We start from the raw sequence: 19,041 nt of genomic DNA on the forward strand, positions 1-19,041 counted from the left end.
GAACGCCCCGAATGCCCCTTCCAGCGCGCGGCCGGACTTTCGATCGCGTGCAATGGCCTCGCGCCGATCGTCCTGGAATTCAGCCTTGGCGGCGTTTTGCGAACAGGCGAAGCGCCTGAATCCGGTCTATTGCTTCGTCTGCCGTACGCTCCACCCCAGAAGCGGCGAGGCACTCGACCGGCGAGGCGCCAAAGTCGTTATCTCACAGCGACCGCAACGCAAGAACCCACTCGTCATCGACGCCGAGATTACAAATGGGCACCACCTGATCGAAAACTTCTTTGGCAAACTCAAGGAGTTCAAGCGCCTCGCCATGCGCGCTTGCAAAACCGGCCAACATTTCGAGGCCATGCGCTACCTAGCCGCCGGTATCGTCAACTCTCGCGGAATTCCCACAGCCCTAGCGCGCGAACCCGTCGGTCGCGCGGATCAGGGCATCCAGTATGCCCGGCTCGTTATAGGCGTGGCCTGCGCCTTCGATCATCTCGAAGCGTGCCTCGGGCCACGCACGGTGAAGCGCCCAGGCGGTCTCTGCCGGGCAGGCCATGTCGTAGCGGCCCTGGATAATGACGCCGGGAATGTTCACCAGCTTGCCCGCCTCGCGGATCAGTTGTCCGTCCTCCAGCCAGCCGCCATGGACGAAATAGTGGTTTTCGATCCGGGCGAAAGCCAGCGCAAAATCGTCCCCGTCATGGGTGGCGGACAAGGCCGGATCGGGCAGCAGGCGGATCGTCTCGCCTTCCCACACGCTCCACGCGCGGGCGGCGGCAAGGCGGGCCGCGCGATCCTCGCCGGTCAGCACCGCGCGATAGGCCGCGACCATGTTGCCGCGCTCGCCCTCTGCGATCGGCGCCACGAAGCGCTCCCACTTGTCAGGATAGATGCGACTGGCGCCATGCTGATAATACCAGTCGATCTCGCTCTGCCGGATCGTGAAGATGCCGCGCAGCACCAGTTCACTCACCCGCTCCGCATGGCTCTGGGCATAGGCGAGCGCCAGCGTCGATCCCCAGCTGCCGCCGAACACCAGCCATTGCTCCACGCCCATCATCGCGCGCAACCGCTCGATATCGGCAACAAGATGCCAGGTGGTATTGGCATCCAGTTCCGCGTGCGGGGTGGACCGGCCACACCCGCGCTGGTCGAACAGCAGCACGTCATAGCGCGAAGGATCGAACAGACGGCGATGATCGGGCGAGATGCCCCCGCCCGGCCCGCCATGCAGAAAGACCGCAGGCTTGGCGCCGGGTGTCCCGCTGCGTTCCCAATAGACCTTGTGCCCATCGCCAACGTCGAGGTGGCCGGAGGCGTAGGGTTCGATCGGGGGATAGAGCGTGCGCATGCCCATCTTGTAGCGAACCTTGCGTTTTTAACCAGTGCCTTGGCGTCAGACGCTGTCAACCTACAGCGCGGGGCTGGCCGTTGCCAGTCTTCGTGCTAGAAACGTGCATCTAACACCTTAGCGGAGAACGAAATGCCCCCTATCGAGCTGCTGCTGACCAACCCGCTTCCCGCATCGGGGCACGCGCACGATCTGGAAGGTTTCGTGGTCCACAAGCTGTGGGAAGCCACCGATCCGGACGCGCTACTGGCCGAGGCGGGTCCGCGCATACGCGGGGTCATCGCCAACGGTCCGACCCGCATGGGCGAGGCGCTGCTCTCGCGATTGCCCGAGCTTGAGATCGTCGCGAATTTCGGCGTGGGCTACGACAGGATCGACGTCCCTGCCGCGACCCGGCACGGCGTTGTCGTGACCAACACTCCCAGCGTGCTCGACGATGAGGTGGCGGACCTGACACTGGGTCTGCTGCTGGCAACCGTTCGCAAGATCCCGCAAGCGGATCGCTACGTGCGGGATGGACGCTGGCAGCAGTCAGCCTTCCCGTTGTCCACCAGCCTGCGCGGACGCAAAGTCGGCATTCTGGGCCTTGGCAACATCGGGCTGGCCATCGCCCGGCGCCTTGCCGGCTTCGAGGTCGAAATCGCCTATCACAGTCGTCGCCGGCGGGAGGGCGTTTCCTATGAATACTGCGACAGCCCCTCTGCCTTGGCGCAGGCGGTGGACGTGCTGATCGTGATCGTTCCGGCCACGCCCGAGACGCACCATATCGTCGATGCCGATCTTCTGGAAAAGCTCGGCCCCAACGGCATCCTGATCAATGTCGCACGCGGTTCGGTGGTGGACGAGACCGCACTGATCACCGCGCTGGAGAACGGCACCATTCTGGCCGCCGGGCTCGACGTATTTGAACACGAACCGGCCGTGCCCGCCGCGCTGATCGCTGCGGAGAATACCGTCCTGCTGCCGCATATCGGTTCTGCCAGTACGCACACACGCAGCGCGATGTCCGATCTCGTGATCGCCAACATTTGCGGCTGGTTCCGTGATGGGCACGCCGTGACCCCCGTCAACGAAATCGCGTGATCTCAAGTACCTGACCGCCAGTGTCGGCCCCGGCATCGTTCGGGGCCGCAGAAAGGGCGTCCGCCACAACCTGATTGCGACCGTTCCGTTTCGCCGCATAGAGCAGCTCGTCCGCGCGGCGGGCGGCCGTGGCGAGGGTCTCACCGGGATGCACCGCGATCACCCCGAAGCTGGCGGTACACTGCCATGAAGGGTCTGCCATGCCCCATACGCGATGGCCGAACGCCATGCGTATCGCTTCCGCAACCTCTCGGGCTTGTTCCAGCGAGGCGAAGGGCAGATAGGCCATGAATTCCTCTCCGCCCATCCGGGCCGCGCGCCCTTCGTCGGCTACACCTTCGGCGAACAGCCTCGCGAACGTGGCGATCACTCCATCTCCGGCCTGATGCCCCAGACTGTCGTTGACGGCCTTGAAGTGATCGATGTCCGCTATGACCATCGCGCCCCGGTGGACAGTGCCCATCCCGGCCTTGTTCACGTAATCCTCGAAACCGCGGCGGTTCAGCAGTTTCGTCAGCGCATCGACATGCGCGTCCTGCCTGAACCGCTCGGCCAGATCGAGGGATTCTGCCAGAAAGGTCGCCAGCGTCAGGACAATGCTGATGAAAAGGCCTGCGAGCGCAATCGACTGCCCCCATAGTGAAGCGCTCCACGCGCCCACGACATTTCCGGAATTCGTCGCGGTCAGATATCCGCCGACCTGCACGCACAGCACCGTGACCAGCAACGCAGCCGTAGTGAACAACACCTTGTCGGGCGTGGTGCGGATAAAGGGCCTGACGTTCCACATGCACCGGACGACAAGCAGGATGCAGCCCAGCTGGACGTAGAACGTCTCCAGCCGCACACTGCGCTCGATCCTCAGCAGCAAGGCGCTCATACCAAGTGTAAGGGTCATCACCGCCAGATCGAAGACCATCGAGCGCCGGATGGCGAACCGTGCCATAAAATTCCGGGTCAACACCGAGGCTCCTGCCAGCAACAGAAGATCCTCACCCAGCGGCTTTATCGGCGAGAAGTTCGCGGTGCGGATCAGCATCAGGCCATAGCCGCCGCCCAGCAAAAGCAGCCCCCACCCCCATCGGGCCGTGGCGATCCCCATACGCTCCGCCAGCAGACACATCACGCCACAGAGCAGGAAACTGAGGGGAACAGACCATTCGAGCGCCATGACCGGCATCTGTCGAACCTTGCAGAATGGGCGGAGAGAACAGCACGCCCCTTGATACTTCGGGCCTGTTTCGGCACGCGCCGACACGCCCTGTCGTGCGATTTCGCCCCTCAAACGGTCTGAACGAGGGCGTGCGACCCGCTTTCGATCTGCTTTCGCCAGGCATCCACGATGCTGCGCTCCATCGCGGTCATATCCCCCGGACGCGTGGTGAAATCCGCCATCCGTGCCAGAAAATCGGCAGCATCGATCTGCCCCGTCGCCGCCAGATATTCGATGACGAAGGCCCAGAACCTGCCATGAACGGTAATGGTGGAGCGCTCTATATCGTGCTCCACGTTTCCCTGCCTGCTTGCCATCCTCTTGCCCCTTTCCCTGTTGTTCCGGCAGCCATTGCGCGGCTCAGACTGCCGTCTCCGATGGTGCCTGGTCCGAGCCTGCCATCCGGTCGTGCTCGGAGAAAATACGTTCGATCTCGCGCCGTTTCTCGAAGATCAGCTTGGCGACACCGGCGGTCATGCCGCCTTCCTCACCGACGCGCCCGAGCACATTCGCCAGATCTTCCAGCGTTGCCTTGACCGGCGTCGAATGAAGGCCGCCCTTGGCATCCCTGTAGGCCATGCATTCAAAGGCCATGACCGTCTCCGACTTCGTGTGGACCATATCCGGGAACGCGGGATGACATGGTGACAGGCCCGTGGCTTTCGAAACGGGAAAGAAACGGCCGGTGCCCAAGCGGGGGGTCAATGTCGGGCACCGGCCATAGGTCCCTGCATTGCCGGGCAACGCAGCGGACAGGTGTGGCCGGGCAGCTTTGCGTCACCGTTGCCGACCATGGATTATGATTATGCAAGGAAGGGTTCACACTCGATGGAAAACGCAAAAATGAACTCCCCCCTTCTCGTCAGGCGGGGTGCCCTTGGAGTTCGGTTCCTACAAAATCATATGGGCACATAGGTTCGCTGCCATGGTCCTGCCCGCGATGTTCGGGAGGCCCCACGGCCTGCGCTGGATAGTCTTGCTCGCCCTTTCAACAGAAATGCACGGCCACTGCGTGATCAATTGACCCACGACTTAGCAGAAAGCCGGTGCCACAGACGTAAAACCTTGTAACATGGCTTAAGAATACCGGACAAACCGCTAAGATGGCTTTCGATTAAGCATAGCCGGAAGTATCGGGCATCCGAGTGTCAGGGGACCAGATCGGTTCGGGAAATGAAATGCGCCTAGCAGTTGTCGACGATGATCCGGAAATGGCGGGCCTTGTTCGGGAGGCCATGCTGGCCGCCGGGCACACCTGCGATGAGTTTCATAATGGCGCCAGCCTCCTCGCCGCGCTCAGAAAGACGACCTACGATCTCCTGCTGCTGGACTGGCAGCTGCCGGATATCTCCGGCTTCGATCTCCTGTGCCGCGTCCGCGCGAACCCGGCGGACGCCATCGGCATCATCATGTTGACGAACCAGTCCGACAAGGACGCCATCACCCGCGCGCTGGAAAGCGGTGCGGACGACTATATCGTCAAGCCCGAGACAGGCGGCGTGATCGCGGCCCGCGTGCAGGCTGTCGCGCGCCGGTTCCGGCATGACAATCCGATCGAGCAGTTCCTGCATTTTCAGGATTACGTGTTCGACCGGCTGCACGAAGTGATCACGTTTCAGGGTGAGGCGGTCACGGTCAACAGCAAGGAATTCGCGCTGGCGCTGCTGTTCTTCGAGAACCTCCACCGCCCCCTCGCCCGCAGCTATATCCTCGAAGTGATCTGGCGCGCGGACCCCAATCTGCCCACCCGAACGCTGGACATGCACGTGTCGAGAATCCGCACCAAACTCAGGCTTCGCCCGGAGCACGGCTTTCGCATCGCCTCGATTGCCGGCTACGGCTACCGTCTGGAGCGCTTCACATCGGCGGACCTGTCATGATCCCGCTGCTCCTCGCGCTGGCCGCTCCGGCTGCTGCTTCAGTGCCCGCCACCGCGCCCGAAGATGCCGTCTATACCGTTCGCGCCGGGGATACGCTGATCGAACTGGCGCGGGACTATCTGGTTTCCGAGCGCAGCTGGCGCGATCTCGGGCGGCTTTGGCATGTGGCCGATCCCTATCACCTGCCGCGCGGGCGCACCTTCCGGGTGCCGCGCCGCTGGCTGCGCTGGACGCCCGAGACGGCGCGGGTCGTCAGTCTGCGCGGGCAGGTGCAGCTGGTCCGGGCAGGTCAGGTGCTGACGTCCGGAACCGGCACGGTCCTGAGCGAAGGCGCCCGGATCAGCACCGGCGCCAACAGCTTCACCACCCTGATGCTGACCAACGGATCGCGGATCGCCCTCCCTTCGCAAACGCAGGTGACGATCGCGAACCTGCGCAAGTATGCCATCGACAAAGCCATCAGCTATCAGTTCAGCGTGGGTCGGGGCTGGATCGACACCAAGGATACGCCGCTCAGGACGTCCGGCAGTCGCTTCCTGATCGACACGCCCGTCGCGATGACTGCGGTGCGCGGCACCGAGTACGAGGTTGCCTTCGATCCGGAAGAAAGAGCCACGGCGACGTCCGTCCTCGAAGGTGCCGTCGCGGTTTCCGGGCCGCGCGGCGAGCAGCCGCAGCTGATCGGGCAGGGGGGCGGTGCCATCACCGGCGCTGCCGGAAACACCACTGCGATCGCCCTGCTGCCCGCCCCTGCGCTGCAAAACCCCGATCGCCCGCAGACCGAGGAGCAGGTCGCATTTTCCTTCGCGCCGGTGGCCGGGGCTACCGGATATTATGTGCAGCTTGGCAGCGATGCCGGTTTTCTGGACACCTATGCCGAAGCGGTCTCGGCAACGCCGGAGGTCTCCTTTGCCGATGTTCCCAACGGCAACCAGTTCGTGCGGGTCGCGGCCGTAGGCGCCGGAGGCCTGCGCGGGATGCGCCAGAGCTATGCCTTCCTGCGCCACCTCGCCTCGATCAGGGCGGAGGTCCGCCAGGCGCCTGACGGGCTGACCTTCCGGTGGTCGGGAGAAGGTTCGGGCACGCGCCGTTATCGCCTGCAAGTGACACCCGACCGCCCCGGTGCAGTGCCGGTGGTCGATGACGTCGGGCTGACCGGAACCGAGGCGGTTATCCGCAGGCTGCGACCGGGGGCCTATCTATGGCGCGTCGGCCTGACACAGACCGATGACGACGGCACGATCAGCAACTGGACATCGCCTGAAAAGCTGACTGTCACGGCATCGGCAGGCAACTGAGCCTTGCGTATCCGCCTCCTGCTGGAATGGGCGCTCATTCTGGCGATGACCTGCGGCGTGGTCGCCGTGCTCCAGCTGAGCCGCACCACCGACCGGCTCGACAATGTCCTGTACGATGCCCTGATCGGCACGGCGGCCCCGCCCGCTTCCGACCGCATCGTGCTGGTGACGATCGACGATCCGAGCGTTGCCGCACTCGGCCGCTGGCCGTGGTCGCGGGAACGCCATGCGCAACTGCTGGACCGCCTTGCCCGCGCGCAGGTTGCGGCGGTTGCCTACGATGTCCTGTTCACCGAGCCGGCATCCCCGCAGGAAGATGCCCATCTGGCCCGTGCGATGAAGCAGCTCGGCCGGGTGGCGCTTCCCGTGCTGTTCGAGGTGCCCGGAACCGACGGGCGCGCCATCGACGTCTCGCCGCCCGAACCTCTGCTTGCCCGCAGCGCCCGGTCGCTGGGCCATGTCGGCATGATACCGGACAACGATGGCGTCGCCCGGTCTGTCCGGCTGCTGTTCCCGACCGATACCGGTTCATGGCGACACCTGATGGAACAGACCTACCGGATCGCGCAAGGGCACCCCTCCCCGCTGTCCGCGCGGGTCACCGGGCAGCCGCTGCTGATCCCCTTTCGGCCGACCGGCGGCGATTTCCGCACGGTGTCCTTCGCCAGCGTGCTGGCCGGAGAAGTTCCCGCGCAGTTCCTCAAGGGCAAGATCATCCTCGTCGGCGCGACTGCCGCCGGGCTGGGTGACCGCTTCCGCGTGCCCTCCCGCCAAGGGGGACTGATCAGCGGCGTGGAACTTCAGGCCAATGTGCTGAACGCCCTGCTGGCCGACCGGGCGATCCGCGTACCGGGGCAGACAGAGCGCCTGCTGGCGGGCATGCTGCCGCTCGTGCTGCTGCTGGTCTCGTTCTGGTGGCTTCGCCCGAACCGCGCTTTTGCGGGCTGGCTGCTGGCGATCGGCGTGGTGCTGTGCCTGCCGGTCCTGCTGCTCCTGTGGCAGGGCATCTGGATCGCGCCCCTGCCCGCGCTTTTCGGCCTCCTGCTGGCCTATCCCCTGTGGAGCTGGCGCCGCTTGCAGGCGCTCGATCGTGCGCTGGGCGAAGAGCTGGACCTCTTCGCGGCAGAGCCCGCCCCGTTCCCGCCGGGCGCCCCGATCACCGGCTATCACGATCCGGTGGGGGGGCAGGTCGCCCGCCTGCGACTGGCAATCGGCGAGACCCGAAACTTGCGCAGGCTGGTCAGCGATACGATCGACAGTGTGAACGACCCGCTGCTCGTCACCGATTTCGACGAGCGGACCATCCTGTCCAACCATGCCGCCCGTGCGCTGTTCGGGAACGCGGCAGACAGCGACGCGATGCCTTCCGACTTGCGCGCCCGTCTTCGCCATGCGCTGGAGGGCGGCGACGAGGGGAAGGACGGGGACGCCCAAGCCCTGCTGCACTGGCGCGACAGGATCTATTCGGTGCGCCGTTACCCGCTTCTCGATCACGCGGGCGCGCATCTCGGCTTCATCACCCAGCTGGCGGATATCACGGCGGCGCGCACGGCAGAGCAGGCCCGCCAGCAGGCCCTCGAATTTCTCAGCCACGACATGCGCTCGCCGCTCAGTTCGATCATCGCGCTGCTGACCCGGCACCAGGCCTCGATCGGCGATCCCGCGCTTGCCCAGCGACTCTCCGCGCTCGCCCGCAAGACACTGAAGCTGTCCGACGATTTCGTGCACCTCGCGCGGATTCAGGTCGCACCCTTCGTGCCCGAAGACGTCGATCTGGCCGATCTGCTGACCCAGGCGGCGGACGAACTCTGGGCGCTCGCGACCCGGCGGGACATCACGATCGACGTTGCCCTTGCGCAGGAGGAACTGCTCGTTCGCGGCGAGCCCGATATCCTGCTGCGGGCGCTGACAAACCTGCTGGACAATGCCGTCAAGTTCAGTCCGCCCGGCGCCGTCGTGCGGTGCGAGGCGTATCCCGGCGAAGGCTGGGTCGAATGCAAGATCGAGGACGAGGGGCCGGGCATTCCGGAGGCTCGGCGCAACAACCTGTTCGCGCGGTTCGGGCAGAAGACCAGCCCCGACGACACGCTGCCCTCATCCGGGCTCGGTCTGGCTTTCGTCGGCGGCGCCGTCAGCCGCCACGGCGGGACGATCCTGTGCGAACAACGATCCCCTAGCGGGACGCGGTTCGCTTTGCGGCTTCCGGCTGCCGAGGGGGGCTGAGGGGAATGGCGGCGGCAGCGAGCATGGGCAGCAGATCATCGCTGCGCGCCCCGCACCGGTCCACGCGGGCGCCGCTGCGGCCGATGACCTTCCCACTCGCAGGATCGACAAAGGCCAGCGTCAGGACGTGGGCCTGTCGGCGGCAGAAGCTGGGGCTGCGGGCATGCGCGGAGGAAGCGTTCGAAACCGGCGCCTTGTCAGGCCCCATCACGGCAAGGCGCGGCGCCCGGACCGCATAGCCTGCCTCGACGATCACGCCCCCATTGGCCTCCTCGCGCCAGCCCGCCGAAAGCAGGGCCTGTCGCACGGCAAGATCGGCGGCGGTGTGCCCGCCCGATGCGAAAGCCGGATGCGCCGGTGCCGATAGGGGCGAGGGCAAAGCTATATCGCCGAAATGCCTCGGCGACGGGGTACAGGCAGCCGCCAGCATCGTCAGGGCAATCATGCCAGCGGTTCGGAAGGTCTGGTGCATAAGTAAAATCCTCAGGACGACATCGATAGAGCGTTTTGGCGAGCCAGACCATCGCCCGCCGTCAGCCCCTGCCGATGCCCTCCCCGCCTTACAGCGCTTCCCCGACGATCGGCGGCGGCGGCGGCGGATCGCCCGCCAGTCCGCGATAGGCGAACCCGGCAAGGACCGCGCCGAAGACGGGGGCCACCCAGAACAGCCACAACTGGTGCAGTGCCAGTCCGCCCACCAGCAAGGCAGGCCCGGTGCTGCGCGCGGGGTTGACCGAGGTGTTGGTGACAGGAATGCTGACAAGGTGGATCAGCGTCAGCGCAAGGCCGATCGCGATCGGCGCGAAACCCGAAGGCGCCCGGCTGTCCGTCGCGCCCATGATGATCATCAGGAAGCCGAAAGTCAGAACAAACTCCGTCAGGAAGCCCGATGCCAGATCGTAGCCGCCGGGAGACTGGGCGCCGTATCCGTTGACCGCCAACCCATTGGGCGCGACCGTGAAGCCCGCTTTTCCGCTGGCGATCAGATAGAGCAACGCCGCCGCGCCAACCGCGCCGATCACTTGCGCCACGATATAGGGAAGAATGTCCCTGCCCGGAAAACGCCGCCCCGCCCAAAGGCCGATGGTCACGGCAGGATTGAGGTGGCAACCCGAAATATGGCCGATCGAATAGGCCATGGTCAGCACCGTAAGCCCGAAGGCCAGGCTCACGCCGACAAAGCCGATGCCCAACGCGGGAAATCCGGCTGCCAGAACCGCGCTGCCGCATCCGCCGAACACCAGCCAGAAAGTGCCGAAGAGTTCTGCAACAAACCGTTGCGATAGTCTGGGCATATAGTGCCTTTCGATCTCGCTGCGATCCCTTCCCCAGATGTCATGCTTCGAAATCACGAAGCGGTTCCGTCTGCGGCCCACAGTATCGGGTATGAAAATGTGCCGGAGCATGCACCCCGGCACCAGTCTGTCATGTCCATGGGAAAATGCATGACCTTGGCAAATCCATAATCCGGATCGCCGGGTATAGAAGAGGGCATTACATCATTTTACATCCCCGACCTGTCACCAGTCTCGCCGGACCAGTCTGGACTGTCCGGAAATACGCCTGCCAGTGCTATTTCTGAAAACGCTCTCTCAGGCTGCCGCCGTACCCGAAGGCGTCGGCGATGTAGATCAGGAACCCGGCATTTCCGGTCGCGGCGGCATCACCTTGTACGGTGCTGCGGGTGACGGCGATCACGCAGTCGAACAGCACCATCCAGTCGAGCGAAGTGATAAGCCGGAGCCGGAAAGCGCTGGGCGAACATCTCTCGGTGGTCGGCGGCGTGCGCTGATCTGCCCCACCGAGTGGACCGATTGGAGTGTTAGGTGTTCAGTCCCAGGATGTGATGGTGCAGATTTGTCATCATCAAAACGGAGGGAGCTATGGGCCAGGTAGGTGTGACCTCCCGCTTCTGATTAAGCGCCTGAAACACGATTAGAGCGGTTGATCCGGTACAACCCGGTCAACCGCTCTACGTTTCTGATTTTCCGCATTTCCCAAGCTGTCAGATGATACCACCTGATGGGAAATGCTTGAAAAGCCATGATCTCAAATTTCGATGCAGAATGCTGCATCGAGGTCGGTCAGCATAGCGGTCATAGCCTCCATGCCCCGTCGCGTAAGCCTCACGATAACCCGGCGTTGGTCAAGAAAGTCAGGCGAGCGCTCGAGGAAACCGGCCTCATCAAGTCGATCTATACGTCGTATCGCGGAAGCCGCGGTTTCACCCGAAGCGATCATGAGTTGCTTTATATAGATAGTGCAGTTTTCTTCTGATCCAATGAAAAGCTCAAGCATCATATCCCAAGCAGAATCCCGAAAAAGCCCTCTCGGCACCATCTTCATCAGTTTTCGTCGCGCCAACAGCAATCTCTTGGCGCAATATAGAAGCTGATTACTGTTTTTGTCAGCGCCAATCAGATTGGCCTGATGTTTCGTGCCGCCGGCTGCACGCAAGGCTCCCCCAATTCCAAATTCTGCCATGAAAGCTTCGGCATAAGCCATTTGTCTCACCCTGCAGCTGCTACCGCCAGCACCAAATTGGACGTAAATAACTTAACAAAAAATTTACTCTTTATAATTTAATCTCATGCAATTAACGGAAATTATTACATATTTTTGTGTTTATTTGTGACCTCAAGAGCTAGCGCTCACGCAGCGCTTCCCGCGCCTTGTTGAAAGGCTTCAGCAGATACTCCAGAACGGTCCTTTCACCGGTATGGACATCGACCGTGGCGATCATGCCGGGACTGATCGGCAAACGCTTGCCAAGCTTGTTGACCAAGGCTTCCGAATTTGTCCGAACGAACACCCGGTAATAATATATATCCGGCTTCACCTCATCGCGGATCGTATCCGGCGAAATGGTCGTGACCCTTCCCTGCAACCCTCCATAGATCGCGTAATCGTAAGCTGTAATCTTGACGGTCGCACGCTGCCCCGGATGGATGAAGGCAATATCGCGAGGCGACATACGCGCTTCTATCAGCAGTTGATCTCCCAACGGGACGATCTGCATGACCTCGCCATTGGGCGGGATGACACCGCCGACCGTCGAGACATCGATACTTTTGACGATGCCATGCACAGGCGAACGTAAAGTCAGGCGCTGCAAGGTGTCCGAGCGCCCGCGAACGACTGGCGCCAAGGCCGTTGTGTCCTCGTTGACCTTTGCCAGTTCCTGTTGGGCATCGACGATATACTGAGAACGCAGATCAGACTTCTTCAGTTCAAGATCCGCGCGTTGCCGCTTGAGGCGGAGAACCTCCACAGTGCTTGCAGCACCCACGTCGATAAGCGATTCACCGATGCCGACCTCCTTGTTGATAAGCACAAGAGATTCATCCACCAACGCCACCGAACTGGCCAGACTCTGGCGCCGGTCATTGTAGAGCTTGGTTTCGGATGCCTTGAGATCGGGGAACTTGTCGAGTTCGGGCGGAAAACTGATCGGGGTGCCGTTGATTTCCGCCTTCAGGCGAGCCGCCGCAGCCAGCCCGGCATGATACTTCGCTTCGCTTTCCTCGACCGTCGACCCTGCCTGCGTCGGATCGAGTTGCGCAATCAACTGGCCCGGCTCGACGATATCGTCCTGGCGCACGAACATCTTCTTGAGGATGCCACCCTCCAGCGACTGCACCACCTGATCTCGCGATGTAGGCACCACGCGCCCGGTCCCGGTGGATACCTCATCCAAAGGGCTGAGCGATGCCCATACAACCCCCACCACGAACATTCCCGCCACGGCCCAGATCGTCCGTGTGGCCAGCGTGAAACGCTTGTCCTTCTCGTCCTCGAACAGATCGTCGTCGCTATCGTTCCAGCCAGTCATGAAGGCTTCCCCTTCCCTTGCATGATCTGCAACGCTGTATCCTTGCTCTCGTCGAGCGTGACCTGTCCGTCGTGAATCACGATGATACGGTCGACAAGATCCAGCACCCGCAGGCGATGCGTGGCCACCACAACGGTACGCGGCTCGCTCCAGGCTCTGAACCGCTCTATGAACAGCCGTTCGGTCGCATCATCCATGGAAGCGGTAGGCTCATCGAGCAGCAGCACCGTCGGCTGACGAAGCAGCAGGCGCGCAAGCAGAAGTGCCTGCACCTGCCCTCCGGACAGCCCCTCGCCCCCTTCCTGAACCATGTATTCCAGCCCGGCCTGCGTTCGCCGGATGAATTCGTCTGCGCCCACCATGTGCAGCGCATCGACGATCTCCGCCCCGGTGGCGTTGGGCGCCCCCATCAGGAGATTGTCCCGCAAGGTTCCATGGAACAGCCTGCTGCTTTGCGTGATCAGGCCGACGTCGCGGCGCACGTCACCCGGATCGATATGATGGAGCGCCAGATCGTCCAGCAGCACTTCTCCGGAAGAGGGCTGCATCATTCCCGAGAGACCTTGCAGCAAGGTGCTCTTGCCGGCCCCGTTACGCCCCAGCAATGCGACCTTTTCTCCGGGCCGTATGTCGAGTTCGTTCACGTTCAGGGCGGGCGCCGCAGTCGTATCGCCATAATGGAACACGGCAGAGCGCAAGGTGAAATGGCCGGCGACGGAGGGGACCGGGATACGGTGCTCATCCGCTGGGCTGTCCACCGGCAGCGCCATGATCTGGTCCACGCTTTTCATGCCGACCCGAGCCTGCTGAAGCCGCCCGAGAACCTGCGTTATCTGCGCCATCGGCGCCATCATCCTCGACCCCAGGATCGATGCCGCGACCAGTGCGCCGGTCGTCATCTCGCCCGCCATCACCAGCGGCGCACCGAAGAAGATGACGGCGGCGTAGGACAGGTTCTGAACATTCTGGGTCCAGACGGTGAGGCTGTTCGTCAGTTCCCGCAACTTCAGCTGCGCCTCTCCGGCAACGGCATTGAAATGGTTCCAGTGGTGCTGGAAGCGGCTTTCGGCCTGCAGCGTCTTGATGTCCCCCAAACGCTGCACGGCTTCGACAAGCATTGCGTTGCGCAGGGACGATTCCCGCATCGATTCCGTGGCATAGGCACGCAACTTTGGCTGCGCCAGAAGCCCCGGAAGGACCAGCAGCACCAGCGCGCCCAGCGGCACCAGCATCAGGCTCCCGGCGATGAACCAGAAGAACACCAGAAAAAGAAAGAAGAACGGCAGATCGACCAGAGCGGCGACCGTAGTCGACGTCAGCAACTCGCGCACCTGCTCCAGATCGCGCAGCTGCGAAATGAATGTCCCCGTGGAGGCAGGCCGGTCGCGATTACGCACCCTTATGGCATGTCCGAACACCTGATCGGATACGCGCATGTCTGCCCGCTTGCCCAATACGTCGATGATGCTCATGCGCAATCGACGCAGCAGAAAATCGAAGCCGATCGCCAGCAGCACGCCGATGAACAGCACGTAGAGGGTCGGGAAGGATTCCGCCGGCACTACGCGATCATAAACCTGCATGGAAAACAGGACCGTGCTGAGACCCAGCAGGTTGGTGATAAACGAAGCGACAACCACATGCGTGTAGGAGCCGCCATCCTTCAGCAGCGTGCGCCGCAGCCAATGCTCCTGATAGGGCCGGATATATGTGTCCACCCGAGCATCGGGCACACCGCGCGCAGGCCGTGCGATCGCAAACCGCACCGTTTCACGCATGATCTCGTCCAGAGGCAACGCATTCGGCAGCCCCCCTTCCCCGGTCACGATCACCGCAGCGTCGTTTTCCAGACTGATGGCCGTTACAATCGCAAGATCGCCACTGGCCAGTTCGGCGATGACAGGCAACCTCCCGCTGGTGACAGCAAATGCCTTGCTATCCGCGAACCTGATACGTAGCCCCATTCCCCGCGCGAGATTGCGAATGCGCTCGTCCGTGCCGGTATGTCCCTGCCACAGGCTCGCGATCTTCGCATTTTCCGCAGAGACGGGGAGCCGGTAATGCTGCGCAACATGCCGGAACCCTTCCAGCCACGCATCCACCCGAAATTCGGCCGCTTCACCAGGGTTCTCGGTCACAACTCGACTCCCTCGACAGTCATGCCGGTCAACCTGAAAGCGTCGCGTTCAGCACCGGAGTTGTACAGGCAATCCGCATTCAGGCGCAGCAGATCGTGCCGGGTGTTCACAAGATCGAAGCGGGCCTGATGGAACTCCTGCTGGGCATTCAGCAGATCGACAAGCGTGCGCGTTCCCATGTCCAGATATTGAAGCTGATACAGCGTTCCCGTTTCCTTCATGCTTTCCTGGCGAGCCTGAAGGGTATCGACCACGCTTTCGTAACTACCGATCTGCCGCTGGGATTCAGCCAATGCCCGGCTCACTTCATTGCGGACATTCGCTTCGGCGGCTTCGGCCGCGCCCAGCGCGAACGAGGCGCCCCTTGTCCGCGCCTGGTTCGCACCGCCACTGTACAGCGGGCTCGATACGCTAAGCCCGAAATTGTATTCGGCCGTTCGCGACAGCGGATCGCTGACATCCGCCGATGCCCCTGCACCGAGCGAGATGGTCGGCATGGAATTTGCCCTGTTCAGGCGAAGATTGGCCTTGGCCTGATCCTTTTCCGCCGTAATTTCCATCATCGCTGGAATGCGATCCCAGTCCGGCTCTCCGCGGGAGCAGGCGTGCTCCAGTTCTGCGGATACGTCGGATGACACCGGCGGCGCTTCACTTACACCCAGCAAATGCGCCAGATTGCTGTTCCAAAGCCGCTGCTGCGCCTCGATCTGTTCGAGCGTTGCCTGCGCGGATTGCACGCGGGACTCGGCCTGCAGCGCATCGGATCGCGTCGCCGCGCCCTTTCTGAAGCGCTGGCTCACCAGATCGCTGATACCCTGGATGGTATGCAGTTGCTCCACGGCAACCTGATGGAGTGCGGCATTGCGCTGGATTTCGATGACCGCGTAACTTGTATCCCTGACCACCGTATCGACGGCCAACAACACATCCGCTTCCGAAATCCGCGTTCCCGCTCGCGCAGCCGCAACCGAACTCGATACCTTGCCGAAGTCATACAGCATCTGCGTTGCGGAAATGCTGGCACGCGGCCGCCAGCTGGTATTCGTGAGATTATCGTAAGCAGTACTGCCGCCCGCCGTTACCTGAGGCAGATACCCCGACTTGGCGACATCAACCGCCGTCCCGCTCGCCTTGAGCTGATCGATAGCGGCCTGGATCGATGGATGCCATTCCACAGCTCGCCGGGCCGCGACTTCCAGAGTCAAAGGCCCGGCTGGCTTGAGGGGTTCTATATTCTGCGCACTTGCAACAGATACCGGCAATGCAATCGAAATCAGACAAACAAGTCCGACTAGATCTTGCAGGCCCGCTTCTGGTCGCCGCATCATCCTCACCCGCCACCTCCAGGAAGTTAGCAAGCGCGAGGTTGCAGTAAGTTATCAGTTAGGTAAAGCCCCTTATCCATTGGGAACAAATTTAATTATACTTGCAGATGGTGGCTGGACTGATCCTCCCGCAGGATTTGCGGATGCATATCCAGATAGCCCAGCGGGTCATCATTGGAGACCGCAGCAATACTGGTGTCTTGTGAACTTTCGCTGACGGTTGGCAAGGGCGTCGTCGTATCGGCTTCGGTGCGCGGATGCACGCGATCGAGGTATCCCTCCAGAACCGTTTCCAAACTGCCCTGCCCTTCAAACATGTCGTAGGCAACAGCGCTCGTGGCGGCTTTTGCTGCAAGGGCATGCGAACTTGCCGTATCGTCGTTCGCCGCAGTCAACCCCTCCGTCGAAACCGTTTCTGCACCGACGCTTGTCGTCGCAAGCAGCGAATGGGTGGTCGTCGCGGTGTCGCTCTCCGCGCTCAGGGTGGAGGCAACCGCCGTAGTCGGAATACCCGCCCCCGAAGGCTGCACCGTCACAGCCAGTGTCGCCGTGGCGATCTGGCCGGACGGATGGACCAGTTGATACTGGAAACTGTCAACCTGCGCGGTCGTGAAATGAGACTGAGTGGCGTAAGGCGTATAGGTATAGCTGCCGTCCGCATTCAGCAACAGTGATCCATACTGGCCTGCGACCGTAACAGGGCTGCCAGCGTCAACGTCCACATATGCCCCGGTCGTCCGGTTATAGACTTCCAGTTCCGTCACCAACGAACCCTGATGGTCATTGGTCAGGATATTGCCCGTAGCTATCGTCGACGTGTCATGCACGTACTGATTGGTATACGTGACATTCACATCGGTAGCGATGTTCAACGTAGATAGGGCCCCGCTCAACGTCGTATGCACCCGGTATGTGCCCGCATCCAGATTGAGCGTCGAAAGGTTGATCGATGCAACCTGGCCAATCAGACCCAACGCCACGCTGTAGCTGGCCGTACCCACCGTGGTCCAGGTATTGGGTCCAGTAAGCTCCTGGATTTGCACCACACCACTCGCCAAGGCCGATACTGTCGTCGAAACGATCACGCTTCCCGATACGGTTTCGTTGGCCCCGATCACGATATTGGAGCTGTTATAGGTCTGCGTCGTCAGCGCGCCGATCAGCGACGCATTTGCATTGTAGTAGTTGTTGTCGACCACGTTGTTCCAGTGAATTCCGGCAGTCGCGACGTCACCGGCGGCACTGACTGCAGCCCCCTGAATACCGACTGTGATGGTCGCCGTATCCGACGAATGCCCATCGGAAAGCGTATACGTAAACACATCCGAGTGACCGGCCGAATTCGGATTACCGAACGCAGAATAGCTGTAGGCTCCGTTCGCTGCGATGGTCAGGACGCCATATTCTCCAACGATCGAAGTGTTGCCGGTGGCCGACAAGGCGACCGTGTCACCATCGCTATTCGCGATCTGGGTAATTGTCGCCCCTCCAGCGAGGTGGTCCTGCCCCCCGTTCGCTCCGCCCTGAATGGCGTTTCCTGTCACCGTTTCGTTGGCATAACTGTAGTCGGTGACCTGAGTCGTGATCGATGTAGACTGCAGCAGCGTCAATGTATTGCTCAGCAGCGTGTTGGACACCGCACCGAGCACATTGTCGAGCAGCTGCGGCGCATTGATCAACGGGTTGCTCAACAGGGTCGTCAAAATGCCGACCAGATCTCCCACGCCCAGGTTGGTCGTCAGGTTAAGGGTCGTTTCCAACAGCCCCCGGGCTGTGTCACCCAACAGCCCTCCACCCAGAGCATTGTCGACCGCATCGAGCACGAGTGTCTGGTTGTTGGGGCCCAGAACAACGCCCGCCTGTCCAAGCTCCTGGAGCGAAACGCCGCCGCCATCGGTATCAAGGAGCTGTGCCAGAGCGCTTTCATCATTGCGCACCACGACCTGGTAATTGCCCGGCTGCAGTCCCTCGACGATGGCAACAAGGCCATCGTTTCCGGTCAGACCCAGAACATGCAGCCCGGCGACATCCCCCACCAGCGAATCCGGGGTAACTGCCGAATAGACAACGTTTCCATTCGAATCGATGACGTCGAGGCGATATGCATCGGCCACAGCAACGAGCGCAGTCTGATCCACTTCAATGCGGACAGATCCGGTATCACCGGCAGGCACACTGATCGTGACACTGTTGTCGGTTCCAATGGTCGATTCCGTCAGCCCCAGAACCTGAACGTCCGTATCCGTCTGGGCAGGTTGCGTAACACTGCTCTGCGCGCCCATGTTCAAAGTCGAAGCATCGTCGACCGCAACCGGAATATCCACCGTCACCGCCCCCAGCGAGGCCGCCGCGCTCACATTGCCGGCCGCATCGCTCTGGCGCACCTGCACATCGGCATAGGTCCCCTCGCCCAGCGTGAAGCTGGTGCCGCTGCCCGCCTGCCACGTCGTGCCGCCATCGGTGGAGTACTCGTAGCTCGCCCCGTCTTCCAGGCCGCTGACCACCACCGTGCCATCGCTCGTCACGTGATCGCTTGCAGACGTGCCGGTATCGCTCTCCAGCGCCAGCGTCGGGAGCCCTGCGCTGCCATCGACCGTCACCGCGCCCAGCGAGCTTGCCGCGCCCACATTGCCCGCCACATCGATCTGGCGCACCTGCACGTCCTCGTACGTGCCCGCCCCCAGCGTGAAGCTGGTCCCGGTCCCGG

The 19,041-nt window shown here is 62.2% G+C and carries 17 protein-coding genes; 4 read left to right on the forward strand and 13 right to left on the reverse strand.

The window, feature by feature from the left end; translation table 11 throughout:
• Positions 1-202 precede the first annotated feature (202 nt).
• Both AC3EC3_RS16670 and pip read right to left on the reverse strand, forming a co-directional pair.
• Positions 203-340, reverse strand: coding sequence for a hypothetical protein (locus AC3EC3_RS16670; RefSeq protein ID WP_488490728.1), 138 nt, complete (start codon positions 338-340; stop codon positions 203-205).
• A 60-nt stretch (positions 341-400) separates the two neighbouring features.
• The gene (gene pip / locus AC3EC3_RS16675) at positions 401-1,342 is read right to left on the reverse strand and encodes a prolyl aminopeptidase (RefSeq protein ID WP_488490784.1); all 942 of its coding nucleotides are present in this window, start codon (positions 1,340-1,342) and stop codon (positions 401-403) included.
• Positions 1,343-1,474: 132 nt separating this feature from the next.
• Between pip and AC3EC3_RS16680 the strand changes: the two genes are divergently transcribed.
• Entirely contained in the window at positions 1,475-2,425 is a 951-nt protein-coding gene (locus tag AC3EC3_RS16680; RefSeq protein WP_488490729.1) for a 2-hydroxyacid dehydrogenase, read from the forward strand.
• On the opposite strand, the gene AC3EC3_RS16685 is transcribed toward AC3EC3_RS16680, so the two are convergent.
• From AC3EC3_RS16685 to AC3EC3_RS16695, 3 genes are all read right to left on the reverse strand, one after another.
• Positions 2,409-3,605 carry a GGDEF domain-containing protein gene (locus tag AC3EC3_RS16685; protein WP_488490730.1) on the reverse strand — a complete coding sequence of 399 codons (1,197 nt, stop codon included), beginning with the start codon at positions 3,603-3,605 and terminating at the stop codon, positions 2,409-2,411. The two genes, AC3EC3_RS16680 and AC3EC3_RS16685, sit on opposite strands and share 17 nt — an antisense overlap.
• A gap of 101 nt (positions 3,606-3,706) precedes the next feature.
• On the reverse strand, positions 3,707-3,955 hold the full coding sequence (locus AC3EC3_RS16690) for a hypothetical protein (RefSeq protein ID WP_488490731.1): 249 nt from the start codon (positions 3,953-3,955) through the stop codon (positions 3,707-3,709).
• A 43-nt stretch (positions 3,956-3,998) separates the two neighbouring features.
• Positions 3,999-4,217, reverse strand: a complete 219-nt coding sequence (locus tag AC3EC3_RS16695; RefSeq protein ID WP_488490732.1) for a hypothetical protein — start codon at positions 4,215-4,217, stop codon at positions 3,999-4,001.
• 599 nt (positions 4,218-4,816) lie between these two features.
• On the opposite strand from AC3EC3_RS16695, the gene AC3EC3_RS16700 reads away from it, so the two are divergent.
• The 3 genes from AC3EC3_RS16700 to AC3EC3_RS16710 are packed head-to-tail and all read left to right on the forward strand — an operon-like array spanning position 4,817 to position 9,039.
• Entirely contained in the window at positions 4,817-5,518 is a 702-nt protein-coding gene (locus AC3EC3_RS16700; RefSeq protein ID WP_488490733.1) for a response regulator transcription factor, read from the forward strand.
• Positions 5,515-6,816: a FecR domain-containing protein gene (locus AC3EC3_RS16705; RefSeq protein ID WP_488490734.1), complete on the forward strand. Its 1,302-nt coding sequence runs from the start codon at positions 5,515-5,517 to the stop codon at positions 6,814-6,816. The genes AC3EC3_RS16700 and AC3EC3_RS16705 overlap by 4 nt, the downstream gene beginning before the upstream one ends.
• 3 nt (positions 6,817-6,819) lie before the next feature.
• Positions 6,820-9,039 carry a CHASE2 domain-containing protein gene (locus tag AC3EC3_RS16710; RefSeq protein WP_488490735.1) on the forward strand — a complete coding sequence of 740 codons (2,220 nt, stop codon included), beginning with the start codon at positions 6,820-6,822 and terminating at the stop codon, positions 9,037-9,039.
• Here AC3EC3_RS16710 and AC3EC3_RS16715 read toward each other — a convergent pair.
• The 8 genes from AC3EC3_RS16715 to AC3EC3_RS16750 form a co-directional block, all read right to left on the reverse strand.
• The gene (locus AC3EC3_RS16715; RefSeq protein WP_488490736.1) at positions 8,990-9,511 is read right to left on the reverse strand and encodes a hypothetical protein; all 522 of its coding nucleotides are present in this window, start codon (positions 9,509-9,511) and stop codon (positions 8,990-8,992) included. The genes AC3EC3_RS16710 and AC3EC3_RS16715 overlap by 50 nt on opposite strands.
• An 88-nt stretch (positions 9,512-9,599) precedes the next feature.
• Positions 9,600-10,334 (reverse strand): aquaporin Z, encoded by a 735-nt coding sequence (aqpZ, locus tag AC3EC3_RS16720; protein ID WP_488490785.1) that lies wholly within the window; start codon positions 10,332-10,334, stop codon positions 9,600-9,602.
• A gap of 277 nt (positions 10,335-10,611) precedes the next feature.
• Complete coding sequence (locus AC3EC3_RS16725) at positions 10,612-10,755, reverse strand: DUF5690 family protein (protein WP_488490737.1); 144 nt, start codon at positions 10,753-10,755, stop codon at positions 10,612-10,614.
• A gap of 333 nt (positions 10,756-11,088) precedes the next feature.
• Positions 11,089-11,544 (reverse strand): MarR family transcriptional regulator, encoded by a 456-nt coding sequence (locus tag AC3EC3_RS16730; RefSeq protein WP_488490738.1) that lies wholly within the window; start codon positions 11,542-11,544, stop codon positions 11,089-11,091.
• 139 nt (positions 11,545-11,683) lie between these two features.
• A complete protein-coding gene (locus AC3EC3_RS16735; RefSeq protein WP_488490739.1) occupies positions 11,684-12,871 on the reverse strand; it encodes a beta-barrel domain-containing protein in 1,188 nt (395 codons plus the stop codon).
• Entirely contained in the window at positions 12,868-15,009 is a 2,142-nt protein-coding gene (locus tag AC3EC3_RS16740; protein WP_488490740.1) for a type I secretion system permease/ATPase, read from the reverse strand. The genes AC3EC3_RS16735 and AC3EC3_RS16740 overlap by 4 nt, the downstream gene beginning before the upstream one ends.
• Complete coding sequence (locus AC3EC3_RS16745; protein ID WP_488490741.1) at positions 15,006-16,214, reverse strand: TolC family protein; 1,209 nt, start codon at positions 16,212-16,214, stop codon at positions 15,006-15,008. The genes AC3EC3_RS16740 and AC3EC3_RS16745 overlap by 4 nt, the downstream gene beginning before the upstream one ends.
• Positions 16,215-16,429: 215 nt before the next feature.
• Positions 16,430-19,041 (reverse strand): beta strand repeat-containing protein (locus AC3EC3_RS16750; RefSeq protein WP_488490742.1); only part of this gene is annotated, 2,612 nt, incomplete at its 5' end.

Source organism: Novosphingobium sp. BAM6, assembly GCF_057784955.1.